A 23,261-nucleotide genomic window follows, 5' to 3' on the forward strand; every position below is an offset into this window, starting at 1 on the left:
ACCGACGCTTCCACAAATCGAACCCATTAGTCGTTGGGACTCAATCGCGTCGCCGGCGAGTTGTCCCCAATCGATACCACCACGTCGTCATACCCGAGCTGGTCGAAATGGCTGCGAATGGCGGTCTCCAGATTCTCCCAGTCTGTGCCGACGACGAATCTCAGTTGACAGTGCGCCTGCGCTGTTGGCGGGATTGCGTTAACCAGCGCGACCGGGTTGCCTGCCACTATCGACAATACCTCGAACGAATTCCAACCGTACAGCTTCTTGGCGCGGGAAAGCCCTTTTTCGCCCCAACGTTCATCGACTTCGGGGTCACCAGCGCTGCCTCGCAGCGACAAGGATTCGAGCCTGCGTTTCACCTCATCAGGAATAGGACCAGGCTTCAAATGCGGAAGCCGAATTCCTCCTCGCTCGTCGACCAACGTGGCAATGGCATGGGTCAAGCGAACAACTGGATTTGTCAGCAAGCCGCCCCAGTTCCCTGAGTGATAGCTGCGCTCCCTGCGGCGCCATTTCGCCCTGCAGGTATTCAAGCAGGTCCGGCGCGCTTCCAGTGCGCTGGCTCTCCGTTCTCTTGCCGACGCGACGTCCTAGCTCATCGAGAAACGCTCCCGCGCGAAATGACGTGCGCTCGCCTCAATCAGCTCCCGACGCGCAGGCAGCTGTTCGCTCGATGCAACATTGGAATCGATCTCCGTACTCATGTTCCTTCTCTATTGGAGTGGCGCGATAACGGAATCGCACCTCGTCGACGTCGGCGTTGGTCAGTGATGGAAGAATTGCGCAACAAGACTGGCGACCAGGAAACTGCCGGCGTTTGCGACGAAGGAGACCAGGACAATGCGCCACCCGAGCTTGCGGAAGGCAGGAATGTCCTTGGCGATGGACAAGCCAGCCAGCGCGAGCATCGGGGGCGTGACAGACAGAAAGTCCAGATGGCTACTCATCGCATTTATCGTCTGTGCCCAAGGACACCACGGCGACGTGAGAGCCATCGCGACCAACGACACGATGCAGACAGCAGGCAACCGGCCACCGATTATCTTGACGATGCCATTGCTGACCGCGAGGACGACAAGAATAACCAGCATGCAGGGCACACTCCCCAGGGCGTTGGTACCGGTCAGAATTGCATTGCATGTAATTGCAACCGCGCCCACCATAAGCCACGTTACCCACTTCTCCAACAGAGAGTACGTGCCCTCTTCAATTTTTGCGACAGCTACACGACTGCTTGCAGCTCCGGACGCCTTGGTCGCGCGACCAATCTTCGGCTCGAGGAACTCGTACAGCCGCACTGCGCACGGCAGCGAGATGAAGAGAGTGAAGTAGACGCCAAGCGTGCTCGTAATCAAATTGCTGGCCGCGGCGAACGTTGCCACCTGTTTCGCAACCTCGGGGGTTTGCAGGGCAGCGATTGCGCCTGACGCTGCCGCCATCATGCTCCCAGAACCAACCCCCGCGCCCATCGCGAGTGCAACGGGGTCGAGGATGCCGAGTGACGTAACGAAGCCTGCGAACAACGCGATAAAAACTGCGCCGAAGATGGTTCCCGTCAAATACTCGGCGAGAACGCCGCAACCCTCTGGAGAGTTCATTCCGTAGCGGTCACCGATGATGGCGAGACTCGGTTCTCGACCAACTGAGAACGTCGCACCAATGGCCTCCCGTTTGATACCAAGGACCAGTGCCAGAGGTAGGCCGACCAGGATGGTTCCGAGGAAATGCCCGAATTCCTGGAACGCCAGCGCCCATCCTGCATGTACGACCTTGGGAAGCGAGTAGCCCACCATCAACCCGAGCTTGGCCGTAAACATGAGCAACGCCGGTTGCAGCAGCGCCCCCGCCTTGAACTGCAGTTCCGCATCGAATCTGCCAAACCACTGCTGTCGCGTTCCGACAATGCCGACGACCGCGCCGAGAATCATCGCCCAAACCATGGGTAGTAAAACGACCTTGCCGAAGCCCAAGGAAATCTTCAGCGGCCCAATCAGTGATGCGACGATTGCCAGAATAGCGACAATAAAGATGAGCTTGGTGAATTGGCCTCGTTTGGTCGCCGTCTCCTGATGAACGACGGAAATGTGTTGCATGGTCTTCTCCACTGCGACGACTTGTAAGGGGAACGCTACCGGCACTTCTGGCGAATCAACTCTCAGCAAGCTGCGCCGACGGCTGCCGGGCATCTGAGGACACGAACTGAACGATGCGGTTGAAGTCCTCGCCGTCGGCTAACACTGCTTCGCTTGCCTGCCAAACATCTGCGATATTCTGGCAAACCGGCAAATCGAGCCCCTTCGACTTCACGAGAGCCATTGCAAGGCGTACGTCCTTGCGCATCAGTTGCATCGTGAACCCAGAGTTGAACGCGCCATTCATAATCCGCGACGGATAGTTGTACAGCGTGACCCCACTTCTTCCCGAACCCGCGTTAATGGGCTCCAAAAGGTCTTCTACCGTGACACCTGCGGCCTCCGCCATCTTGAAGGCCTCGGCTGCGATGACGAGATGAGACGCGCAAAGCAAATTATTCACAACCTTGGCAACGTTGCCTGCGCCCGAGGCACCAATATGGAAGCGATTTTTCGCGAGTGCATCCAGCACAGGGCCAGCTTTGTCAACATCGTCCGCCGCACCGCCAAGGAAAAAGGTGAGTTCACCGTTCTGCGCGCCGCGTGGGCCACCACTGACTGGGGCATCGACGAATCGAACCCCGCTCCCGTTCAATTGCGCAGCAAGTCGGCGGGACACATCCGGGTCCGATGTGCTCGTATCGATGATAAGCGTACCCGCACGCATGTGTTTGCTCAGACCGTCGACGCCATTGATGACCGTCTCGACAATATGCGGGTTGGGAAGAGAGAGAACCAGGGTCTCGCACATAGCGGCGACGGCCGCCAGGCTGGCAACCAGTTCGACGCCAGCTTCGCGCGCCAATGCTGCGGAATTCGGCGAAGCATCGTAGCCAATGACTTTGAAATCTCGGCGCAGCAGCGAAGCCGCCATTCCGCGCCCCATATTTCCCAATCCGATTACGCCTACGTTAGTCATGCTAATTTCCTACATTTGATTGATTGATGTACGAAGAGCAACCCGCAAGGTGCTCGACGAGGCGATTCACAGTTGTCTGGTCGAGACCTACGAACCTTCTGCTGTCGGCAGCCACACGCTCTTGGTGCGCGTGTATTCATACAAGGATTCAACACCGCTGGAGCGACCGTATCCACTTGAGTCGTTGCCGCCGAACGGGGACGACACGTGCATTTCGCGGTACATGTTTATCCAGAACAGGCCGGCATTCACCTTGCTCGCAACCCTGTGGCCACGTGCGATATCGCGCGTCCAGACCGCTCCGGCAAGACCGAACTCACTGTCGTTGGCAATCGCGACCGCTTCCGCTTCCTCGTCAAACGGAATCGCGACGATGACCGGGCCGAAAATTTCCTCTCTGGCGACGCTCATCTCATTCGTAGCGTCAGCGAGAATCGTCGGGGAAACGAAGTAGCCACCGTTGTCCGGTACTGCATTGCCTGAAATACAGCGCGCGCCTTCTGCAATCCCTCTGCTCACCATCTCGGTTATCCGCAGAAGCTGCAACTCGTTGTTGACCGGGCCGATTTCGATGTTCTCATCCAGTGGCGAACCGATTCGATAGGCACCCAGCTTCGATTCCAGTAACGCGATGAACTGGTCATAGACAGTTTTCTGAACGAGCAGACGTGAGCCGGCGGCGCAGTTCTGCCCTGTGTTCGCATAGCCCGCAACGAGCGCCGCCTCGGCCGCGCGCTCCAGGTCCGCGTCAGCAAACACGATGTTGGCGGATTTGCCCCCAAGTTCGAGCAGGCATGGGATAGGACGCGCCGCTGCTTGCGCTGCGACTTTGCGTCCGGTAGCAGTCGAGCCAACGAAGACGACCTTCTTGACCTCTTCGCGCTGAATGAGCGGCTGCACGGTCGACTGGCCGTAGCCACCGACGACATTCAGCACGCCGGGAGGCAACCCCGCCTCAACGGCAATCTTCGCGAAAGCGAGTGCCGTCAGCGGCGTGAGCTCAGAAGGCTTGAGCAGAACGGCATTGCCCATTGCAAGCGCAGGCGCCGCGTTCCACACAGCCAGGTACAAGGGCGAATTCCAGGGAGTCACCTGCAGAATCACCCCAAGCGGCTCGCGAACGGTGTAGTTGAGCTGTCCGCCCGGGACCGGGATGACATCGCCGGTGAACTTGTCCGCCCACCCGGCGTAGTACTCGAGCATGTCGACCACCAGAGCGAGTTGTGCCCTCGAACCCTTGATGATTTTGCCGCTCGTAATGGACTCGAGCTGAGCCAAGTCTTCCGCAGCGTTGCCGACCGCAATCGCAATGGCGCGCAAGACTTTGGCGCGGTCCCGCGCAGAGATAGCTTGCCATTTACGCAAACCGCTCAACGAGGATTTCGAAACAAGATCTATCAGCCCCTGGTCCGCGTCGGCGAACGAATACGCCACCGCACCAGTTACCGGGTCACGAATCTCGATTGCACCGCCTTCACCGCTTACAAACTTACCATCGACAAACGAGCCCGCATCACGGGGCAATCCGAGTGTCTCCAACAGCTTCTCGACGTCCTGCTTCTGACTCATGGTTGGCTCTCTCCGAATGCGGCCACGCTAGTCACTACGCTAGGTGGCAAGCGATTACTTCGCCGCAACTGCTTCCGCAGCTTCCGCGTCGACTTCCGCGAACAATTGTTTGGCGATACGCGTGCTCTCGCTGCCAGCAGGGATACCGCAGTACAGGCCGCATTGCAGGAAAATCTCAGAAATTTCTTCGCGACTCAGACCGTTGTTCAGTGCGGCGCGCACGTGAACCTTGAGCTCGGTGGGGCGGTTCAGTGCCGTGAGAAGCGCGAGGTTCACGATGCTACGGCTGCGGCGGTCAAGTCCCTCGCGCGTCCAGATTTCGCCCCACAGATGCTTGACGGCGAATTCGCGAATCGGTGCGCTGAATGCGTCGGTGCTTGCGGCGGATTTGGCGACATATGCTTCGCCGAGAATCTCGCGACGCATTGCTTCACCGACTTCGAAAAGGTTCTCGTTGCTCATGCAAACTCCAGAAAAATGCAGTGTCGTTCTGTGACAGTGCGGTTTCAATGGAGCCAGTCTAGGAACCCAAAAATATGCTGGGAAGATTGTTTCCCAGCTATCATGATAATGTTATGTTCTCGGTGTAAACCATGACACTCGACCAACTTCAAGGCTTCGTTGCAATCGTCGAGCACGGCAGCATTCGCGCCGCTGCGCGAGTCCTGGGGCTGGCCCAGAGCGGGTTGACTCAGCAGCTAAAGCGCCTGGAAGGCACTTTGAATGCCGAACTCTTCCTCCGAGGCCATAACGGAATTTCCCTCACCCCCGCGGGTAATTCCCTACTCGCCCGAGCACGAATAATTCTCACCGAGTGCGCTCGAGCGGAAGCGGAAATTTCGGGGCGCAACAAGGAGCTAATCGGGAACCTCTCGGTCGGGACCTCGTCCGAAGCGTTTGCTGGAGTGCTACTGCCCATCATGGGCGAGTTCCGCCGACGGTTTCCCAAAATTTCGGTTCACCTTGCAAGCGGTCCGTCGAACGTGCTGATGTCGCGAATCAGAGAGGCGAACCTGGACTTCGCAATCACGCTCGTTTCACACGGCACGGACATGAGCGACTTGTCATCGACAGTTTTGAAACCAGCGCGCCCGGCGATTGTGTGTCGCCGTGGTCACCCACTTGAGAACGCCACATCGCTTCAAGAGCTTTCGCAGGCGGAATGGGTGAACACCGGACGCTATGGCCGCCCCGGGTCTCCTGTGAATCGGCTTCATGACTTGTTCGCCGACGCTGGATGCGAACCACCGAACGTTGTTTTGACCATCGAGTCGCTCTTCGACACGCTGTCCATGGTTGTCAACAGCGACCTTCTGTTCCTGGCCCCCTCGTTCGTGCTGCAGACGACCAGTTATGATGGAACTCTGTCGGCGATTCCCATCGACAGTCCGATACCTGGGTCGGATTTGTGTCTGCTACAGCGCGCCGACGCGCCACTTCCACCGGCAGCGAAAGAACTCGCTTCAATGGCTGTCTCGTACGCGAGAATAAAGCGGCGTCGCTAACGCGCCAACGGACCTATCCGTCATGGACTATACCTGCTTAGATTGAGTGAGGGGCGTCGTTCGCTGACGCGCACGCTCAGTCATCCAGCGTGTAACGCAACGCGAAGACCACCCCGGCACGGCCGATTCTGCTGACGCACACTGCCACATCATGGAGACCGCGTCCAAAACTATCCCTTCTCACGCTCCAACAAAGAAGCACAAACCGGCGCATAGTATGCGACCGCTTTCCTCAAGATCTCAATCACTTCCCTGAGCGCAATATTTTCCTCTTCGAGTTCTCTAACGCGCCGAACCTGAGCTTGAAGTCTCCCTTCGACTTCGTCATCTGTGACTTGCGTGATCATGTTCCTTCGCCGATATCAACGAAACTGAATCTTCGTCCACGAGCCCTACTTGTGCGACAGCGCTTTGGCCGACTGCAGAAGGTCATCGAGCATCGCCTGCCGCCGAACCGGATCGGTATCGCGGCCGGTCATGAAGCACAGCGCCGCGATCGGCAATCCTGCGCGATCGCGCACGGGCGCCGCCATGCACAGGCGAAACGCGTTCGACAGTCCTTCTGTACAGCAGTAGCCCCGATCCTTCGCGACCTGCACGTCGCGAAGGAATTCATCGAAGTCGATACGCACGCCGTTATCGAGCGTGAAGTCTTCGCCCGGAATCAGCGCGCCGATTTCCTCGGCGTTCATATGACCGAGCAGGAGACGCCCCGTCGCAGTCCATGGAATCGGCACTCTCACGCCGATATCCGAGCTGATGTTGAACGGACGCGCGCTGTTTTCCGATAGCACCACGGTGTACTTGTTACCCTCGAGCATACACAACTGGGTGGTTTCGTCGTATTTGCGCACCAACCCGAGGATCGACTGGTGCGCGCGGCTGATCAGGTCGTTGTGCGTGGCGTAGTCAGAGCCGTAGTAGTGCATCTCGCGCCCGAAGAAAACACTGCCGTCGTCCGAGGTTTCGAGCCAGCCCACCTCGGCGAGAATCGCAACCAGCTCATAGATGCTCGAACGCGGCGCACCGGTTGCTTCGATCAACTCCCGCATCGTCATTGGGCGCTGGGAAAGGTGCAGTTGCCGGAAGATGGCAATGACCCGGTCCACTCCTCTTGCGCGCGACGATTCTGTCACTGCCATGCATTCACTCCGTATGCGTCAATGGTCGAGAACGCGATGCAGAAACTGACGGGTGCGCTCATTCGACGGATCGACGAAGATCTGCTCCGGTTCGCCCTGCTCCGCTATCACGCCCTTGTCCATGAACACGACGCGATCGGCGGTCTTGCGAGCGAAACCCATTTCATGCGTGACGACGACCATCGTCATGCCATCCCGCGCGAGTCCGCGCATCACTTCGGTGACTTCGCCGACGAGTTCGGGATCGAGGGCCGACGTCGCTTCATCGAAGAACATGATGCCAGGCTCGACCGCGAGCGCCCGTGCGATCGCCACACGCTGCTGCTGGCCACCTGACAACTGGCTCGGATAATGATCCGCCCGTTCGGCAAGCCCGACGCGATCGAGCACTTCCATCGCGCGCTTGCATGCATCGGCGGGGCTCATCTTGCGCGCCTTGATCAGCGCGAGCGTGACGTTGCCGAGCGCCGTCTTGTGCGGAAACAGATTGAACTGCTGGAAGACCATACCGACGTGGCCGCGAATGTCGCGGGCGCGTTTGGGGTCGTGCAGCGGCACTTCATTGACCCACACTTCGCCGGAATCCGTCGTTTCCAGTCCCGCCATGATGCGCAGCACCGTGCTTTTCCCCGAACCCGACGCGCCGATGAGCACGAGCACCTCGCCCGAACGCACGTCGAGATTGATCTCGTTGAGCACGCGCGTCGCGCCGAATGCTTTGCTGACGCCCGAGAGCGAAATGATGGGTCTGGTCTGGCTTTGATTGCTCACGTCAATCTCCTGCGGTCATGGTGGCGGACCCATTGCGAAAGCGGGAAGCATACGACGAAATAGATAATTGCGACGAGTCCGTAAATCTCGACCGGCTTGCCGATGCGATCGACGATCGCCTGACCGCCGTGCATCAGTTCGGACATGCCGATCATGCTGACGATCGACGTGTCCTTGATCAGCGAAAGATATTGGCCGATGAGCGGCGGCAGCACTATCCGGCCGGTCTGAGGCAGGACGACGAAGGAGAAGGCCTGCGTGCGCGACAGGCCGAGAATCTGCGAGACTTCCCACTGGCCCTTCGGTACCGACTCGATCCCTGAGCGGAACACTTCGGCGATATAGGCGCCCTGATAGACGCTCAGGCCGATCACGCCTGCGGCAAATACGTCGATCGCATAACCGAAGTAAGAGACGCCGAAGTAGATGAACATCAGCGTGATGAGTACCGGCGTCCCGCGAAATAGCTCGGTGTAAAGCCGGGAAACGCGGTCCGTGCCCCATGGTCCGAACGATCGCAACACGGCGGCTAGCAGGCCGATCAACGTGCCTCCGACGATCGATGCAACGGATAGCAGCAGCGTCGTCGCCAGACCTTGCAACAGGATCGACAAACTGGTTCTCAGCAATTCAATTGACATGATCCAACTCCGATTCGAGCGTCAGGTGCGATTCGCGCGGCGCAATGCGAGCCCGCAGAACCGCGCGCGCGGCCGGACCACCAGCGGCGGATGAAACATCCGGGTGCCGAGCTGGCTCGCGATCCACGACAGCACGTTGCTCAGCACTAAGTACGCGACGAGCACGACCGAAAAAGTCTGGATGTATAGCAGCGTCCGTGAGTTGATCACGGTCGCCGTACCTGTCAGTTCAGGCAGTGCGATCGCGGACAACAGCGACGTGCCGAGCAACAGCTGAATCAGGTAGTTCACGATCGCCGGATAGACCGCGCGCGCGGCCTGCGGCAACACGATCGCGGTGAAGATCTGTCCGCGCGCAAGACCGAGAATGCCCGCGGCTTCGAGCTGCCCGCGCGGCACCGACTGAATACCCGCGCGAAACACTTCAGACAGGTAAGCACCGACGTTGAGTCCGAGCGCGATCACGCCTGCCCAGTACGCATCGAGCGAGATCCCCGCCGACGGCAAGCCGAAGAACACGATGAATATCTGCAGGAGAACCGGTGTGTTGCGGATGATTTCGACGTACGCCCGCGCGATGAAGCGGATCACGGCGACCGGCGACATGCTGGCGAGCGCCGCCAGCAGTCCGAGCAGCACCGACAATACGAAGGCAAGAAGCGTCACCTGCAGCGTCAGCCATCCTGCTTTCAGGAACTCGGGTACGTAACCCCACAAGGTCAGCCACTGGTAACTCATTTTCGCCTCCGCATGGTTCCAGTCTCGTGCGATATCGACATCACGCTTCCCTTAGAACTGCGGGTTGACGGGGAAACGAGGATCCGAGCCGAACCACTTCTTGTAGAGCTGGGCGTTGAGCTTCGACGCGTTGATGTTGAAGAGGAACAGATTCAGATAATTGAGCCATGCCTGATCGCCGGCCTTCACGCCGAAAGCGTTGTACTCGAGCGGCACGAGCGCTTCGTTCGTCACGGTCAGTTCCGGATCGAGCTTCGCCTGATACGCGAGGAAGTTGTTGTCCTCGATCATCGCGTCCGCCTGGCCTTGCTTCACAGCGAGAATCGCGGCCTGCGAGCTGTCGTATTCCTGAATCTTGATCGGGATGTTCAGCGAGCGGACTTCATCGCCGTTGGTCGAGCCTTTAACGGTCGCGATCGTGCGGTTGCCCATGTCCTTGACGGACTGGATTCCACTGCTCTTCTTGACCAGCAGCGCCTCACTCGCGACGACATAGGGCGTCGTGAACTCGATGACCTTCGCGCGCTCCAGATTGCGCGTGAAGTTGCAGAACACGACGTCGACCTTGCTCGTCTGCAGGTTAGGAATGCGGTTCGCGCTCGTCGTATTCACGACTTCGAGCTTGACGCCCATTTGCTTCGCCAGCTCCTTCGCCAGATCGACGTCGTAGCCATCGGGCTGGCCATCCTTGTCGTAAAAGCCGAACGGCGCAAAAGTCAGGCAGTCGCCGACGCGCAAGGTCCCTCGCTGCAGGACGGATTGAAGGGTCGACGAACCTGCGGTCGCGGCGCCCCCTTCGGCGGGCGTGGAAACCTTGGTACAGGCCGATAACGCCAGCGCCCCGGCGATTACGAACAGAGAGACGGTTTTGGCGCCTATGTTCGAAACTTTCATGTGCAGGTCCTGATGGGTAAAAGGTGGGAACCGGTTTCCGGACCAGGGCGTTGTCCGATATATCGGACACATATCTGACTGACCGGAATGAAAAGCAGTTTTGGCGAAGAAAATGTCGAGCACAAGCGGCCTGCACCCTAATTGCGCCGTATTTTTTTTTGGGATATGACGAGCCGCACCCATGCACTCCGGTTCATTGCAAAATGGATAATGGGCTCGCCCGACGTGAATGCGCGCAGTTCGAGATTTTTCACGCCCACCTGTCCGATTGGCACGCGGCCCGCGCGTCATTGAGATGGCGGACCGATGCAAACCTCCCGCCTCAGCCCATGACGAAGGCTCGAATGCAGTATCTGTTGATGGTCTATTCGGAAAAGGCCCGCTGGAACTAGATGAGCGACAGCGAGCAGCAGCAGGGATTCGCCGGGTAATCAGGCGTACACCGAATCGCTGAGAAAAGCGGAGGGTCCCCCGGGCGCGATCCGGCTGCAAAGCAGCTCGCCGGCTACTACTGATCGACGTGCCCAGATTTGCGGCTTGCTCCAAGCGCGACGGTCAAAGCGAGGTCCACGACTTTCCCGAACGGTGCCCGCAGCAGGCGAGGAAGATTCCACCGCCCCTGAACGAAGACCCCCTTTGCGTGACTCATCGCGCGAAAGCCCTCGACGCCGTGGTAAGCCCCCATGCCGCTCGGCCCAATGCCACCAAAAGGCAGGTCGTCCTGGGCCACGTGCATGAGCGTGTTGTTTACGCCGGCGTTGCCAGAGGTCGTCCGCGTCAGCAGCATTTCACATTCGTTGTCCTCATTGCCGAAATAGTAGAGCGCGAGTGGACGCGGCCGCGCATTCACATAGTCGATAACTTCCTCCATGTTGCGATAGGTCCGTACCGGCAAGATCGGTCCGAAGATCTCTTCCTGCATGATTGCGCTTTCGTCACCCGCGCCGATGACCAGCGTTGGCGCAAGCGTACGCGGGCGATGGCTTGCGCTCTCCGGTGCCACTCCCGCCTCGACTACGCGCGCGCCTCTGCGCCGGGCATCTTCGACGAGGCCGACCAGGCGATCGTAATGCGTATCGCTGATAATCGAGGTGTAGTCGGCGCCGGTCGGCCCTTCAGGATAGGTGCGGGCTACCGTCGCATCGAACCGCGTGAGGAAGACCTCAAGGTCGCCCTCGTGGATGAGCGCATAATCAGGCGCGACGCAGGTCTGGCCGCCGTTCGACAGCTTGCCGAAGACTATGCTGCTCATGGTCCGCTCGTCGAGGTGTCCGCGCTGGACGATGACAGGGCTCTTGCCCCCGAGCTCGAGCGTCACTGGCACCAGATTGTCGCTTGCTGCCTTCATGACCTTGCGGCCGACCTGGGTGCTGCCCGTGAACAACAGATGATCGAACGGCAGGCTGCTGAACGCCGCGCCGACTTCCGGGCCCCCGAGTACGACGGCGACCTCGTCAGCCGGGAAGGTTTCCGCGAGCATCGCCGGATGAGTTCGCTGGTGCGCGGCGTCAACTCGGAGGGCTTGAGCATCACGCGGTTGCCGGCGGCGAGCGCGGTCGCAAGGGGAATGAACGTCAGCGAGAACGGATAGTTCCACGGCGCCATCACCCCGACGACACCCTTCGGCTGGTATTCGACCCAGGCGCGCCCTGAACGGTAGAGGACTCCAACGTGCCGGCGTTCAGGCTTCATGAACCGGCCGAGGTTCCGCGTCAGGTAGTCGATCGACTGGATCACACCGACCAGTTCCATGATGTCCGTCTCGTGGTGCGAGCGGTGCCCAAAGTCAGCGCTGATCGCCTCCTTCACTTGTTCCCGATTCGCGAGAACTACGGCACGCAGCCGGGCAAGTCTAGCCTTGCGCTGCGCGAGGTTCGGCGGCTCCTCTCTGAGGAATGCACTGCGTTGACGCCCGAGCAGTTCTGCTGCGTCGATGTTTGGGATGGGTTCTGTGGGAATGGACACGTTGCACCTCGCGAGATTGTCGAAATGTAGACATTGTCAACTTGACGATTCGGGATGGTATGAGCAAAATGTGTCTCCTGTCAACATCGGACCGCCCTACATGCCGTCGGACACATCCACCGGGACAAAGCCCTATCACCACGGCGACCTACGGCGCGCCATCGTCGAAACGGCCCTTAACATGCTTCAAGAGCAGAAAGGCTGGCAGTTCACCCTTCGCGAGGTTGCTCGACGTGCGGGAGTTAGCCACGCCGCGCCCTATCGGCATTTTCCGGACAAGACGGCGCTGCTGCATGAGCTCGCCCTGATCGGATTCGATCGCCTGCGCGAGGAACTGCTCGCCGCGCTCAGTCCGGCTTTGGACGCGACCGCGCACTTGCTGGCGCTTGCCCACGCTCATTTGGGCTTCGGCGCCAGGAACGCGGAACTTTATCGTCTGATGTTTAACACAGACGCGGGAGAGCCATCGGACATACACCTCGATCCGCGTACGCAGGCGCCCTTCCAGCTGGTCATTGATGTCCTTGAGCGTGGCCAGCGCGAGGGCACGATTCGTCCTCGCTCCGCGCTCGGCCAGGCGACAGCATGCTGGGCCCACCTCCATGGCCTGACGATGCTTGCGATTGACGGGCGGCTGGTGCCAGCGAAGGTAGGCGATCACGCCATTGATGACGCCCTGACCACGCTATTGGACGGCCTCCTGACCAGCGATTCCCGATCAGCCGATCGTAATGTCAAAAGACCTTAACCTTCAGCTTTAATTAACCGTTATGGTTATGGCTCCCGGACGCACCGTGCCTGCTCTCCTCGAAGGCAGGCAATTCGTGATGCATCCGGGCAGATTGGTCGATCGAAAGGAACCTACAAACATGACCAAACGCGTACTTCACGTCGTCAGCAATGTCGCCAGCTATGCCGACCGGTCCGAGCCGACCGGCCTTTGGCTATCCGAGTTGACCCACGCCTGGCGTGTCTTCGCCGGGAAAGGGTATGACCAGCGTCTGGTCAGCCCCAAGGGAGGCGTCTCCCCCTTGGAGCCGCGTTCGCTCAAATGGCCGCTAGCCGATACCTCGGTGAAAGAGTGGCTCACCGATAAGGACCGCCAGGCACTTTTGGCGACAACCGCGCGCCCCGACCAGCTCGATCCGGCGGAGTTCGATGCAATCTATTTCACGGGCGGTCACGCCGTCATGTGGGACTTTCCTGATGATGCCGACCTGCAGCGCATCACGCGAGATATCTACGAACGCGGAGGGATCGTCTCGTCCGTCTGCCACGGTTACTGCGGACTGCTCAATACAAAGCTCTCGGACGGCACATTGCTGGTGGCGCAGCGTCGGTTGACCGGTTACTCCTGGGTCGAAGAAGTGCTGGCAGGCGTCGCGAAAAAAGTACCCTACAACGCCGAGAAGGAGATGAAGCGGCGCGGCGCGCACTACGAAAAAGCCCTGCTTCCGTTCGTCTCCAAGGTCGTCACCGATGGCCGGCTGGTCACCGGTCAAAACCCACAGTCCGCCAAGGCGACGGCCGAAGCGGTTGCTTCACTGCTGTGACGGGCGGCGAGGCGACTACGCAGCCGGCGTACCAGGCGTCACTCGCCGGGGGTTCCTAACCCCGCTTGAGCGGCCCGCGACGCTTCGCCTTACGAAGCGTCGTCACGTCTGCCGCTACCAGAGCGGGCGTTTTCACTTCCCCCGAATGCAGGCGCGACAGCACTCTCTTCGCGTTGGCGGTGCAGTCCATCTCTTCGGGTTTCGCTTCGATCTCCGCCAGAAGCGCGACGAGATGCGCTTTGCTCTGCGCGAGTCGCGATTCCAGTGCTTCGATATCCTGCACCTTGCCGCGCATTGTTTCCATCAACGAAGCGTGCTTCCATTGCATCAAGTCCGGCGGCAGCAACGTCCGAATCTCGTCGAGACTGAAACCGGCCTGCTGCGCTGTCGCAATCAGCTTAAGCACCACCACGGCTTGAGATGAATACGTCCGGTAGCCATTCGGCTGACGTTCGGCCTTTAGCAGGCCGATACCTTCGTAGAAACGAATGCGCGAGGCAGCAAGGCCCGTGCGCTCCGCAAGCTCACCAATTTTCATGTTTCCAATACTCCCCGGTCAGACTGAACCTGACCGCCAACTTGATGACCTTCAGTTCATCCGTGCTACCCAGCGTAACGGCAGCGTTTGCATCAGTATGCCGACCAGTGACCACGGCCATCCGGGAACGCAGGCCTCCGCCGGCTCGCGCTCGATAGCCTTTACCATGTGCTGACAGCCCACGCGTTCCTGTAGCTCGAAAGGCAGTTTTTTTGCAGCCGCGTTCAGCTCTGTACGTATATAACCGGGGAACAGGGTGGTGACCTTTATCGGCGTCTTGATCAACTCGGCACGAATGCCTTCAGCGAGGTGTGCCACGGCCGCCTTGGTTGCCGCATAGGTGGTCAGATGCCTGGGCAGGCCGCGTTTTGCACTCATCGATGAGATCACCACCAGGTGGCCGCTGCCCTGCCTGCGCAATATCTCCACAGCTGCTTCACACTGGGCGAGCGCCGCTATGAAGTTTGTCTCGGCGGTACGCAGATTAGTGCCGAAATGTCCGGTACCGATACGTCGTCCTTCGCCAATGCCGGCGTTGACAACGATCCGGTCAAGGTGGCCAAACACCTGTGCAAATTCGTTGAATACCGCGAAGACCTGCTCGTGTTCGTTGACATCGAGAGCCCTGATTTCAACCCTCACGTCGAACGCGCTGGCCAGTTCCCTTTGCAACTCCGCAAGGCGCTCAGTGCGCCGCGCGCAGAGCGCCAGGTCGTAGCCACGAGCGGCGAATTCCCGAGCCATCCCGGCGCCCAGGCCAGAGCTGGAGCCGGTTATCAGGACCGTCCTGGATCGTTGTGTCATTTCAGTCTCGTCATATTCGCTCGAAACGCAGACCTGCATAGCAAGTAGACGCTCGATGTCAGAGATGTCAAGCCGCGTTGAACGCCCACATCAGGCAAGCCCCACCTCACGGGAAGTCATACTGACTTAGACATAATCGCGTCGGAAGGCGCGTGCTCCGCATCGGCCGTGTTTTCCTCCATCGCCGCCTTGGCGAGCCGGTTGGGTCGTCGCGCCATTGGGCAGGATCAAGGGAATAAACGGCTTCATTGAGGCGACCTTTTAGTTGGCTATCCTCGAAGGCTAAAGTTAAAGATGACTTTAATGTCAAGCCTTCATTGCGACTCCCGACATGAAAATCGGCGAGCTTGCAAAGCAAATCCGCTTCGCGCATCCATTTCTCCGAATCGTGCGGGTTGCCGCCCACCCGTCTGCGAAAACCTCGAAAACCTCGGTCAGCAGCTCGCGCAGGAAGGCGCTCGTACGGAACGCATGCTCCGGGAAAATGCATCCGGGACAACTCGTTCCTCGCTATCGTAAAGCGGCAGCGAGTTCGCCTGAAACCCGGCAACCGCCGACTCGAGCGCTCGCAACAACACCGCCTCGAGAGACTCATCGAACCGCGCGCGTGGGACTGAGATATTGATAGATGCGAGTGGAAGTCCCGCCCGGTCAAGGGGAACCGCCAGATTTGCACGAAAACGACGATTACCCCAGCGAGCGCAAGCTGTGCGCACGATCGGACTGATTGATTCAATCATTCCGAGGGTTTCCCCGTAGTTAAAATGATCGTTTCAATCAAATAAGATGACTGCACTGATCGAGTCAACCAGAATTCAGCAGGTGAACATCCCTGACTTGATCGAAACAGTCAAAAAACTTACCCTGCCGGAGACAAGTAACGATGAGAAGGACCACCGCCATGCTTGGCCTGTTGGGCGCCGCGATCGGCGCACATGCGCAAAGCAGCGTCACCCTCTACGGTTTGATCGATACGTCGCTCGTGTATACGAACAACCAGAAGGGCTCGGCGAACTACCAGATGTCGAGCGGTGTCTTGTCCGGCAGCCGCTGGGGCCTCAAGGGCACCGAGGATCTGGGCGGCGGGTATGCGGCCATCTATCAGCTGGAAAACGGTTTTGGCAGCACCACGGGCACGCTGGGCCAGAACGGCCGTATGTTCGGCCGCGCGGCCTGGGTGGGCGCGGCCACGCCGTTCGGCAGCGTCACACTCGGCCGCCAGAACGAACCTTCGGCCGATCTCGTCGGTCCGCTCGTCGTCGCGAATCAGTGGGCGGGCGGCATCGGCGCGCATCCGGGCGACACCGACAACCTGTATGTGAATTCGCGCGTCAGCAACAGCATCAAGTTCCTGAGCCAGAGCTATCACGGTTTCCGCGGCGGCGCGCTGTTCAGCTTCGGCGGCACGCCGGGCGCCTTCAACAACAACCGCATCTGGAGCGTCGTGGCGGGCTACTCGCAAGGACCGCTCGCGCTGGCCGCGTCGTACATCAACACCTCGCGCCCCAACACCGCGCTGTGGGACGGCACGGCTGGCGCCGCGCCCATTTCGCCGAACAACTCGCCGATCTTCTCGGGCTACACGTCGGCGCGTACGCAGCAAGTTGCCTCCGTGGCGGGCAACTACACGTTCGGCAACGCCAAGGTCGGTCTCGTGTATTCGAACTCGCGTTTCGAGGATCTCGGCTCGGGCGCGGCGGCAGCGCCGATTGCGGCCTACCGTGGGGCAACGGCGGTGTTCGACAATGCCGAAGTGAGCTTCAGCTATCAATTCACGCCTGCGCTGCTGATGGGCGTAGCGTATGAATACACGAACAGCCACGGCGCCGGCGACGCGCACTACAACCAGGCCAATATCGGCGGCGACTATCGGCTTTCGAAGCGCACTGACATTTACCTGACCGCCGCGTACCAGCGCGCGAGCGGTACCGACTCGACCGGCAAGGCCGCAGTGGCCGCGCTCTGGCCGATCACGGCCTCGAGCAATTCGCATCAGATCGTCGCGGCATTGGGGTTGCGGCACCGCTTCTAGCATTCAAACCTGCAGGCGAATCGGCAGGTAAACCGCGCGGCGCGCCCCATCGCGCCGCCAGTCTGGAGGGCAACGTAGCGTTGTCCTCCGGCGAAGTGGAGAACGAACATGGCAGTGAATTTCCGGGGCATCATCCCCGCCCTCATCACCCCGATGACCGCCGACGAAGAAGTCGACGAAGCCGGCCTGCGCACGCTCGTCGAACGCCTGATCGGCGCGGGCGTGCATGCGCTGTTCGTGCTCGGCACCAACGGTGAATTCATCGCGCTTTCCGAGGCGGAAAAGCTGCGCATCGCGGGCATCGCCGTGGATCAGGCGCGCTCGCGGGTGCCCGTGATCGCGGGCACCGGCGCCTACGCCACGCGCGACGTGATCGAACTGAACAGCAAGATGCTGGATACGGGCGTCGATGCCGTCTCCGTCATCACGCCGTACTTCAACGGTGCTTCGCAGCCCGAACTGCTCACGCACTACGAGCGCATCGCGCGCGCCACGCCGCTGCCGGTGATGCTCTACACGATTCCGGTCAAGGCGGGCGTGACGCTCACCATCGACACCGTGCGCCGTCTCGCCGAGATTCCGAACATTCGCGGCATCAAGGACAGCGGCGGCGACTTCGACCGCTTGCTGCAGCTCATCAACCTGCGCCGCGACGATTTCGCCGTATTCACGGGCACCGATTCGATGATCCTCTGGTCGCTCATCGCTGGCGGCGACGGCGCCGTTGCCGCCACGACGAATGCGGTGCCGGGTGTCGTGATGTCGATCTGGAATCACTTCCAGGCAGGCGAAATCGAGGCGGCCCGCCGCGCCCAGGAATCGCTGCGCGCGCTGCGCGACGCCTTTGCGCTCGGCACGATGCCGGTGGTGCTCAAGACCGCGGCCGCCATGCTCGGCATGCCCGCCGGCCCGGCGCGCTCGCCTGCGCAGCCGCTCGACGCCGCCACGCGCGAGCGCCTCGCGAAGGCGCTCGAAATCTACCCGCGCGTAGCCTGAAGCCACGAGCGCAACCGAACGAACGCCCTTCCGCAAGAACAGCAGCAAGACCGAAATCGAGACTCACGATATGAACCCCGTTTATCACTTCCAGACCGTCAAGCACGTCGTGCACGGCGCCAACAGCCTCGACCAGTTGCCCGAGAAGCTCGCGCTGCTCGACCGCCCGGTTCGCCGCATTGCGTTCATCACGCAACCGGTGATGGAGGAAAACGGAGTCGCGGCGCGCGTGGTGGCGGCGCTCGAAGCGAAGGACATCGAAGTCCTGATCGTGCGCGACGTGCAGCCCGAGCCGACCATCGAGAACGTGGAAACGGTGTTTCGCGGCCAGATCGAGCCGTTCGCCCCCGATGCGGTGCTTTCCGTCGGCGGCGGCAGCGTGCTCGACGCCGCGAAGCTCTTCGCCGTGCGCCTCACCAACGCGCAGCCGCTGCGCGAATGGCTCGGCATCGACCTGATCAAGACGCCGGGCGTGCCGCTCGTGCTCGTGCCGACCACGGCCGGCACCGGCTCCGAGGTCACGCCCAACGCCATCGTCACGCTGCCCGACGAAGCGTTGAAAGTGGGCATCGTGAGCCGCCATCTGCTGCCGCAACTCGTGATACTCGACGCCACGCTCACGCTCGACCTGCCGAAGCCCATTACGGCTGCCACGGGCATGGACGCGTTCATTCACGCGCTCGAGTCGTATATCTCGACCAAGGCCAATCCCATCAGCGACATGTTCGCGATGGAATCCATGCGCCTGATCGGCGCGAACCTGCTCGAAGCCTATGAAAACGGCCATTCGCTGAAGGCGCGCGAAGCCATGCTACTCGGCTCGATGTACGGCGGCCTCGCGCTCACCGCGGCCGGCACGGCCGCCGTGCACGCCCTCGCCTACCCGCTCGGCGGCATGTTCAACATCACGCACGGCGTGGCCAACTCGATGCTGCTGCCGCACGTGATGGCGTTCAATCTCGACGCCACCGTCGGCCGCCTCGCCACCGTCGCGCACGCGCTCGGCATCGCGCAGCACGACGACAGCGATCAGGCCGCCGCCGACAAATTTCTCGAGCGTCTGCGCGAATGGACCGCGGCGCTCGCGATTCCGCAGGATCTGCGCCAGTTCGGCGTGTCGGAAACGCATCTCGACGCGCTCGCCGTGGCGGCCGCCAAGGTCAAGCGCCTGCTCGGCAATAATCCCAAGGCGCTGAGCCTCGACGACATCAAGGCGATCTACAGTCGTCTGCTGCCATGAACACGCCAACCACCCGCAACGTGCGCCTGCTGATACTCGGAGACGATCTCTCCGGCACGGCCGACTGCGCCGTGAAGAGCACGCATCGCGGCCTTGCCAGCGTGGTCTGCCTAAACGCGGGGGCGCAAGGAAGCGCAGCCGCGCCCGACGTGCTCGCGATCGACACCGACACGCGCCGCGCTGCGCCCGCCGACGCTGCGAGCGCGAATGTGCAGGCCTGGCGCGCGCACGCTGCCGGCCGGCGGCTCTACAAGAAGATCGATTCGACACTGCGCGGCAACGTCGCCGCCGAAGTGGCCGCGCTCGCCGCTCACGCGGGCATGGCGATCGTGGCGCCCGCGCTGCCGGAAGCGGGCCGCACGACGCAAAACGGATGCCTCTTCGTGAACGGCACGCCCGTCGAAGAGACGGAAGTCTGGCGCAACGAAAGCATCGGCGGCACGGGTCATCTGCCCTCCATGCTGGCAGGCGCTGGCTTGCAGGTCGCGCACCTCGACCTGCAAGCCGTGCGCGAAGGCGCTGAGCCGTTGCGCGCGCGCCTTGATGCCTTGCGCGCCGCAAAGTGCGAGGCCGTGGTCTGCGACAGCGAAACGGACGCCGACCTCGCCCTGCTCGCCGAAGCCTCCGACACGCTCGACGGCGTGTTCTGGGTCGGCTCGGCGGGACTCGCACAAACGGTGATCGCGCGCCTCACGAACGACCACGTGCAGCAAAACGCGTCGCCCGCAGTAGCCGTTTCGCCCGCAACGATCGCACAACACCCGCGCGGCGTGCTGGCGGTAGTGGGCAGCATGTCGAGCGTCTCACACGAACAGGTCGCCACGCTGCGCGCCAATGCGGGCGATGCGTTTGACGTCTTCACTGTCGACGCCGTTGCGCTGCTCGACCCTGTGAGCCCCGAGTCACTCACGCTGGGCACGCGCGTGACGAACACGCTCATGCGTGGCCGCCACGCGGTGGTCGCTCTGAGCCAGTCCGAGCGCGTGCTGGTCGGCGACGGCGAATTGCTCGCCCGCCAACTCGCGGAATGCCTCGCCCCCGCCGCCGCGCACGCGGCCGCGCTGATCGCCACGGGCGGCGAAACGGCGCGCGCGCTGCTCGCAGCCATGGGCGTGGCCACGCTGCGCGTGGTCGAAGAAATCGAAAACGGCGTGCCGCTCATGGCCGCCACCCAGGCGTCACGCGTATTGCCTGTCGTCACCAAGGCGGGCGGCTTCGGGCGTCCCGACACCCTTTATCGCGCATGGCAGCGTCTCGCCGCCATGACGCAAGCGGACGCGAACGCGCCGCGCCACACGAGCAAAGAGGAAGCCATGAACTATCGTCCCGTAATCGGCATCACGATGGGCGATGCCGCCGGCGTGGGCCCGGAAATCATCATGAAGAGCCTGGCGCACCAGTCGGTGTACGACGGCTGCCGCCCGCTCGTGATCGGCGACGCAAAGCGGCTCGTCGACGCCGGGCGGCGCGTGGGCGTCACGCTCGAAGTGCGTTCGATCGAGGCCCCCGCCGACGCACGTTTCGAGCTCGGCGTAGTCGACTGCATCGACCTGGGCCTGATTCCGGAGTCGATGCCCTACGGCCAGCTTTCCTCCGTCGCCGGCGACGCCGCGTACCAGTACATCGCGCGCACGGTCGAGCTGACCTCGGCAGGCGAGCTCGATGCGATCTGCACCGCGCCGCTGAACAAGGAAGCGCTCCACGCGGGTGGCCATATCTTCCCCGGCCATACGGAAATGCTCGCGCATCTCACGGGCATTCCCGAAGTCTCGATGATGCTCGTGGCGCCGAAGTTGCGTGTGATTCACGTGACGACGCATATCGGCCTCCTCGACGCGATCCGCAAGATCGAGCCTGGCCTCGTGCAGCGCACGATCGAGCGCGCGCACGAAACGCTCGTGCGCGCGGGCATCGAAGAGCCGCGCATCGGCGTATGCGGCATCAATCCGCACGCGGGCGAAAACGGCCTGTTCGGCTATGGCGAGGAAGAGGAAAAGATCATGCCCGCCGTGGCCGTGCTGCGCGAGCGCGGCTGGGACGTGGAAGGCCCGCTGCCCGCCGATACGTTGTTTTTCCGCGCAGGCCGCGGCGACTTCGACGTGGTCGTGGCGATGTATCACGACCAGGGCCACGGCCCCGTGAAGGTGATGGGCCTCGAAGCCGGCGTGAACGTGACGGTGGGCCTGCCGGTGATCCGCACCTCGGTCGATCACGGCACAGCGTTCGATATCGCGGGCGAGGGTATTGCCGACGAACGCAGCATGCTCGAAGCGCTGAAGCAGGCACAAGACCTCGCCACGCGGCGCGCCGTGCAAACGGCTTAGTGGGTGCCCCGCCGGCGCCCGCACGCGGTCGCCGGCCGCCCAGCACAATAATCGGAGACATCACCTATGAATCGCCTCACCGTGTGGGATACCTCCATCATCATCGCGATGGTGGTCGTGTATATCGTCGTCACGGCCTGGATCAGCATCCGGCTGCGCAGCAAGACCACCGAACAGTTCATGGTCGCGGGCCGCTCCACGCCCGCCATCGTGATCGCCATCCTGCTGATGTCGGAGTACATCGGCGCGAAGTCGACCATCGGCACTTCGCAGGAAGCCTTCAACGTGGGCATCGCGGCTTCGTGGTCGGTGATCTCCGCTTCGATCGGCTTCGTGTTCTTCGGCCTGTTCATGGCCAGGCGCCTCTACCGATCCGGCGAATTCACGATCTCGGGCTTCATCGCGCAGAAGTACGGCAAGACGGCCAAACTCGTTGTATCCGCCGTCATGATCTACGCGCTCTTCATCGTGAACGTGGGCAACTACGTGAGCGGCGCCGCGGCCATTTCGACCGTGATGCGCGTGAACCTGCCCACCGCGGCGTTCATCACCGCTGTCGTCAGCACGATCTACTTCGCCTGGGGCGGCCTGAAGAGCGTGGCTTACGTGACGATCCTGCACAGCACCGTGAAGCTCATCGGCATCGGCATTCTCTTGTGGGTTGCGCTCTCCATGACGGGCGGTGTCGCGCCGATGATGCACGCCATGCCGGCCCAATACTTCACCTGGAACGGTATGCTGAGCGGCGGCACGATCGGCGCCTGGATCATCGGCACGGCCGGCGCGATCTTCTCCACGCAATTCATCATTCAGGCGATCTCGGGCGCGAAGTCGGCGAACGAGGCGCGCAACTCCACGCTGATGGCAGGCGCGCTGTGCATTCCCATCGCAATTGCGCTCGGCTTTCTCGGCGTCGCGGCGAAGTTCCTGTTCCCCAACATCAAGAGCCTCTACGCGCTGCCGATCTTTCTCCAACACATGCACCCGCTGCTTTCGGGCGTGGTCACGGTCTCGCTCGTTGCCTCGATCTTCGTGAGCGTGAGCACCGTGGCGCTCGCCATCGCCTCGCTGATCGTCAAGGACTTCTACGTACCGCGCTATCGCCCGACGCCTGAAAAAGAGCTGCGCGCCACGCGCACGATCTCCTTCGTGGTGGGCTTCCTGCCGCTCATTTTCGTGCTGTTCGTGCCGCAAATTCTCGCGCTCTCGTTCTTCACCCGCGCGCTGCGCCTCTCGGTCACGGTGGTTGCGCTGATGGGCATCTACCTGCCCTTCTTCAACAGCAACCGCGGCGCGATCAGCGCGCTCGTGGTCGCGACGATCGCCACCACGATCTGGTATCTGCTCGGCAATCCGCTCGGCATCGACAATATGTACATCGCGCTCGTTTCGCCTGCGATCGTGATGGTCGTCGAGAAGCTGCTCGCGCCCACGGCGAGCGGCAACGGCCAGCGCGTCGTGCACTCCGACTCGTAAGGCGCGACGCGCGAACCCC

Annotated in this window: 22 protein-coding genes and 1 pseudogene; 8 read left to right on the forward strand and 15 right to left on the reverse strand. The window is 61.3% G+C overall.

All coding sequences use genetic code 11. The features are described 5' to 3' along the window. Window positions 1-26: 26 nt before the first annotated feature. The 5 genes from ACOJB8_RS15540 to ACOJB8_RS15560 form a co-directional block, all read right to left on the reverse strand. On the reverse strand, window positions 27-536 hold the full coding sequence (locus tag ACOJB8_RS15540) for a peptidase dimerization domain-containing protein (RefSeq protein WP_475013246.1): 510 nt from the start codon (window positions 534-536) through the stop codon (window positions 27-29). Between the two features lie 231 nt (window positions 537-767). Next, the gene (locus ACOJB8_RS15545; protein WP_475013248.1) at window positions 768-2,096 is read right to left on the reverse strand and encodes a DUF3100 domain-containing protein; all 1,329 of its coding nucleotides are present in this window, start codon (window positions 2,094-2,096) and stop codon (window positions 768-770) included. 55 nt (window positions 2,097-2,151) lie between these two features. Next, the gene (locus ACOJB8_RS15550) at window positions 2,152-3,054 is read right to left on the reverse strand and encodes an NAD(P)-dependent oxidoreductase (protein WP_475013249.1); all 903 of its coding nucleotides are present in this window, start codon (window positions 3,052-3,054) and stop codon (window positions 2,152-2,154) included. A gap of 87 nt (window positions 3,055-3,141) precedes the next feature. Further along, the gene (locus tag ACOJB8_RS15555) at window positions 3,142-4,623 is read right to left on the reverse strand and encodes an aldehyde dehydrogenase family protein (RefSeq protein WP_475013251.1); all 1,482 of its coding nucleotides are present in this window, start codon (window positions 4,621-4,623) and stop codon (window positions 3,142-3,144) included. Between the two features lie 54 nt (window positions 4,624-4,677). After that, window positions 4,678-5,085, reverse strand: a complete 408-nt coding sequence (locus ACOJB8_RS15560; RefSeq protein ID WP_342946509.1) for a carboxymuconolactone decarboxylase family protein — start codon at window positions 5,083-5,085, stop codon at window positions 4,678-4,680. Between the two features lie 131 nt (window positions 5,086-5,216). On the opposite strand from ACOJB8_RS15560, the gene ACOJB8_RS15565 reads away from it, so the two are divergent. Beyond that, window positions 5,217-6,128: a LysR substrate-binding domain-containing protein gene (locus ACOJB8_RS15565; RefSeq protein ID WP_342946510.1), complete on the forward strand. Its 912-nt coding sequence runs from the start codon at window positions 5,217-5,219 to the stop codon at window positions 6,126-6,128. 170 nt (window positions 6,129-6,298) lie between these two features. Here ACOJB8_RS15565 and ACOJB8_RS15570 read toward each other — a convergent pair whose 3' ends face one another. The 8 genes and pseudogenes from ACOJB8_RS15570 to ACOJB8_RS15605 all read right to left on the reverse strand — a co-directional run. Continuing rightward, on the reverse strand, window positions 6,299-6,475 hold the full coding sequence (locus ACOJB8_RS15570) for a hypothetical protein (RefSeq protein ID WP_342946511.1): 177 nt from the start codon (window positions 6,473-6,475) through the stop codon (window positions 6,299-6,301). Between the two features lie 45 nt (window positions 6,476-6,520). Continuing rightward, a complete protein-coding gene (locus tag ACOJB8_RS15575; RefSeq protein ID WP_475013252.1) occupies window positions 6,521-7,270 on the reverse strand; it encodes an IclR family transcriptional regulator in 750 nt (249 codons plus the stop codon). 18 nt (window positions 7,271-7,288) lie between these two features. Then, window positions 7,289-8,041 carry an amino acid ABC transporter ATP-binding protein gene (locus tag ACOJB8_RS15580; RefSeq protein ID WP_475013253.1) on the reverse strand — a complete coding sequence of 251 codons (753 nt, stop codon included), beginning with the start codon at window positions 8,039-8,041 and terminating at the stop codon, window positions 7,289-7,291. Then, window positions 8,038-8,682, reverse strand: a complete 645-nt coding sequence (locus ACOJB8_RS15585) for an amino acid ABC transporter permease (RefSeq protein ID WP_475013255.1) — start codon at window positions 8,680-8,682, stop codon at window positions 8,038-8,040. The genes ACOJB8_RS15580 and ACOJB8_RS15585 overlap by 4 nt, the downstream gene beginning before the upstream one ends. A gap of 21 nt (window positions 8,683-8,703) precedes the next feature. Next, complete coding sequence (locus ACOJB8_RS15590) at window positions 8,704-9,420, reverse strand: amino acid ABC transporter permease (RefSeq protein WP_475013257.1); 717 nt, start codon at window positions 9,418-9,420, stop codon at window positions 8,704-8,706. A 51-nt stretch (window positions 9,421-9,471) separates the two neighbouring features. Next, complete coding sequence (locus tag ACOJB8_RS15595; protein ID WP_475013259.1) at window positions 9,472-10,314, reverse strand: ABC transporter substrate-binding protein; 843 nt, start codon at window positions 10,312-10,314, stop codon at window positions 9,472-9,474. A gap of 508 nt (window positions 10,315-10,822) precedes the next feature. Next, the gene (locus ACOJB8_RS15600; RefSeq protein WP_475013261.1) at window positions 10,823-11,794 is read right to left on the reverse strand and encodes an aldehyde dehydrogenase family protein; all 972 of its coding nucleotides are present in this window, start codon (window positions 11,792-11,794) and stop codon (window positions 10,823-10,825) included. Window positions 11,795-11,850: 56 nt separating this feature from the next. Next, a pseudogene (locus ACOJB8_RS15605) lies at window positions 11,851-12,279 on the reverse strand (aldehyde dehydrogenase family protein); the annotation flags it as partial. Window positions 12,280-12,379: 100 nt separating this feature from the next. Here ACOJB8_RS15605 and ACOJB8_RS15610 point away from each other — a divergent pair. Both ACOJB8_RS15610 and ACOJB8_RS15615 read left to right on the forward strand, forming a co-directional pair. After that, a complete protein-coding gene (locus ACOJB8_RS15610; protein ID WP_475013263.1) occupies window positions 12,380-13,027 on the forward strand; it encodes a TetR/AcrR family transcriptional regulator in 648 nt (215 codons plus the stop codon). Window positions 13,028-13,148: 121 nt separating this feature from the next. After that, on the forward strand, window positions 13,149-13,832 hold the full coding sequence (locus ACOJB8_RS15615) for a type 1 glutamine amidotransferase domain-containing protein (protein WP_368683239.1): 684 nt from the start codon (window positions 13,149-13,151) through the stop codon (window positions 13,830-13,832). A 55-nt stretch (window positions 13,833-13,887) separates the two neighbouring features. Here ACOJB8_RS15615 and ACOJB8_RS15620 read toward each other — a convergent pair whose 3' ends face one another. Together ACOJB8_RS15620 and ACOJB8_RS15625 are read right to left on the reverse strand one after the other, a co-directional pair. Beyond that, window positions 13,888-14,370: a MerR family transcriptional regulator gene (locus ACOJB8_RS15620; protein WP_475013265.1), complete on the reverse strand. Its 483-nt coding sequence runs from the start codon at window positions 14,368-14,370 to the stop codon at window positions 13,888-13,890. Window positions 14,371-14,421: 51 nt separating this feature from the next. Further along, window positions 14,422-15,213 carry an SDR family oxidoreductase gene (locus tag ACOJB8_RS15625; RefSeq protein WP_475013267.1) on the reverse strand — a complete coding sequence of 264 codons (792 nt, stop codon included), beginning with the start codon at window positions 15,211-15,213 and terminating at the stop codon, window positions 14,422-14,424. An 844-nt stretch (window positions 15,214-16,057) separates the two neighbouring features. Here ACOJB8_RS15625 and ACOJB8_RS15630 point away from each other — a divergent pair. From ACOJB8_RS15630 to ACOJB8_RS15650, 5 genes are all read left to right on the forward strand, one after another. Next, window positions 16,058-17,206, forward strand: coding sequence for a porin (locus ACOJB8_RS15630; RefSeq protein ID WP_475013269.1), 1,149 nt, complete (start codon window positions 16,058-16,060; stop codon window positions 17,204-17,206). Between the two features lie 108 nt (window positions 17,207-17,314). After that, window positions 17,315-18,202, forward strand: a complete 888-nt coding sequence (gene dapA / locus ACOJB8_RS15635) for a 4-hydroxy-tetrahydrodipicolinate synthase (protein WP_342946523.1) — start codon at window positions 17,315-17,317, stop codon at window positions 18,200-18,202. Between the two features lie 70 nt (window positions 18,203-18,272). Then, complete coding sequence (locus ACOJB8_RS15640) at window positions 18,273-19,442, forward strand: iron-containing alcohol dehydrogenase (RefSeq protein WP_342946524.1); 1,170 nt, start codon at window positions 18,273-18,275, stop codon at window positions 19,440-19,442. Then, window positions 19,439-21,766 carry a 4-hydroxythreonine-4-phosphate dehydrogenase PdxA gene (gene pdxA / locus ACOJB8_RS15645; protein WP_342946525.1) on the forward strand — a complete coding sequence of 776 codons (2,328 nt, stop codon included), beginning with the start codon at window positions 19,439-19,441 and terminating at the stop codon, window positions 21,764-21,766. The genes ACOJB8_RS15640 and pdxA overlap by 4 nt, the downstream gene beginning before the upstream one ends. Window positions 21,767-21,832: 66 nt before the next feature. Next, window positions 21,833-23,242 carry a sodium:solute symporter family protein gene (locus tag ACOJB8_RS15650; RefSeq protein WP_342946526.1) on the forward strand — a complete coding sequence of 470 codons (1,410 nt, stop codon included), beginning with the start codon at window positions 21,833-21,835 and terminating at the stop codon, window positions 23,240-23,242. The last annotated feature ends 19 nt before the right edge of the window (window positions 23,243-23,261 follow it).

This window comes from Paraburkholderia sp. BR10141 (assembly GCF_056155635.1).

Coding starts and splice junctions, on each gene's coding strand:
- ACOJB8_RS15560 (WP_342946509.1), bottom strand. CDS start 5,085: ATGAGCAACGAGAACCTTTTCGAAGTCGGTGAAGCAATGCGTCGCGAG.
- ACOJB8_RS15625 (WP_475013267.1), bottom strand. CDS start 15,213: ATGCAGGTCTGCGTTTCGAGCGAATATGACGAGACTGAAATGACACAA.
- ACOJB8_RS15590 (WP_475013257.1), bottom strand. CDS start 9,420: ATGAGTTACCAGTGGCTGACCTTGTGGGGTTACGTACCCGAGTTCCTG.
- dapA (WP_342946523.1), top strand. CDS start 17,315: ATGGCAGTGAATTTCCGGGGCATCATCCCCGCCCTCATCACCCCGATG.
- ACOJB8_RS15600 (WP_475013261.1), bottom strand. CDS start 11,794: ATGCTCGCGGAAACCTTCCCGGCTGACGAGGTCGCCGTCGTACTCGGG.
- ACOJB8_RS15610 (WP_475013263.1), top strand. CDS start 12,380: ATGCCGTCGGACACATCCACCGGGACAAAGCCCTATCACCACGGCGAC.
- ACOJB8_RS15640 (WP_342946524.1), top strand. CDS start 18,273: ATGAACCCCGTTTATCACTTCCAGACCGTCAAGCACGTCGTGCACGGC.
- ACOJB8_RS15585 (WP_475013255.1), bottom strand. CDS start 8,682: ATGTCAATTGAATTGCTGAGAACCAGTTTGTCGATCCTGTTGCAAGGT.
- ACOJB8_RS15550 (WP_475013249.1), bottom strand. CDS start 3,054: ATGACTAACGTAGGCGTAATCGGATTGGGAAATATGGGGCGCGGAATG.
- ACOJB8_RS15615 (WP_368683239.1), top strand. CDS start 13,149: ATGACCAAACGCGTACTTCACGTCGTCAGCAATGTCGCCAGCTATGCC.
- ACOJB8_RS15575 (WP_475013252.1), bottom strand. CDS start 7,270: ATGGCAGTGACAGAATCGTCGCGCGCAAGAGGAGTGGACCGGGTCATT.
- pdxA (WP_342946525.1), top strand. CDS start 19,439: ATGAACACGCCAACCACCCGCAACGTGCGCCTGCTGATACTCGGAGAC.
- ACOJB8_RS15570 (WP_342946511.1), bottom strand. CDS start 6,475: ATGATCACGCAAGTCACAGATGACGAAGTCGAAGGGAGACTTCAAGCT.
- ACOJB8_RS15555 (WP_475013251.1), bottom strand. CDS start 4,623: ATGAGTCAGAAGCAGGACGTCGAGAAGCTGTTGGAGACACTCGGATTG.
- ACOJB8_RS15650 (WP_342946526.1), top strand. CDS start 21,833: ATGAATCGCCTCACCGTGTGGGATACCTCCATCATCATCGCGATGGTG.
- ACOJB8_RS15545 (WP_475013248.1), bottom strand. CDS start 2,096: ATGCAACACATTTCCGTCGTTCATCAGGAGACGGCGACCAAACGAGGC.
- ACOJB8_RS15595 (WP_475013259.1), bottom strand. CDS start 10,314: ATGAAAGTTTCGAACATAGGCGCCAAAACCGTCTCTCTGTTCGTAATC.
- ACOJB8_RS15630 (WP_475013269.1), top strand. CDS start 16,058: ATGAGAAGGACCACCGCCATGCTTGGCCTGTTGGGCGCCGCGATCGGC.
- ACOJB8_RS15620 (WP_475013265.1), bottom strand. CDS start 14,370: ATGAAAATTGGTGAGCTTGCGGAGCGCACGGGCCTTGCTGCCTCGCGC.
- ACOJB8_RS15565 (WP_342946510.1), top strand. CDS start 5,217: ATGACACTCGACCAACTTCAAGGCTTCGTTGCAATCGTCGAGCACGGC.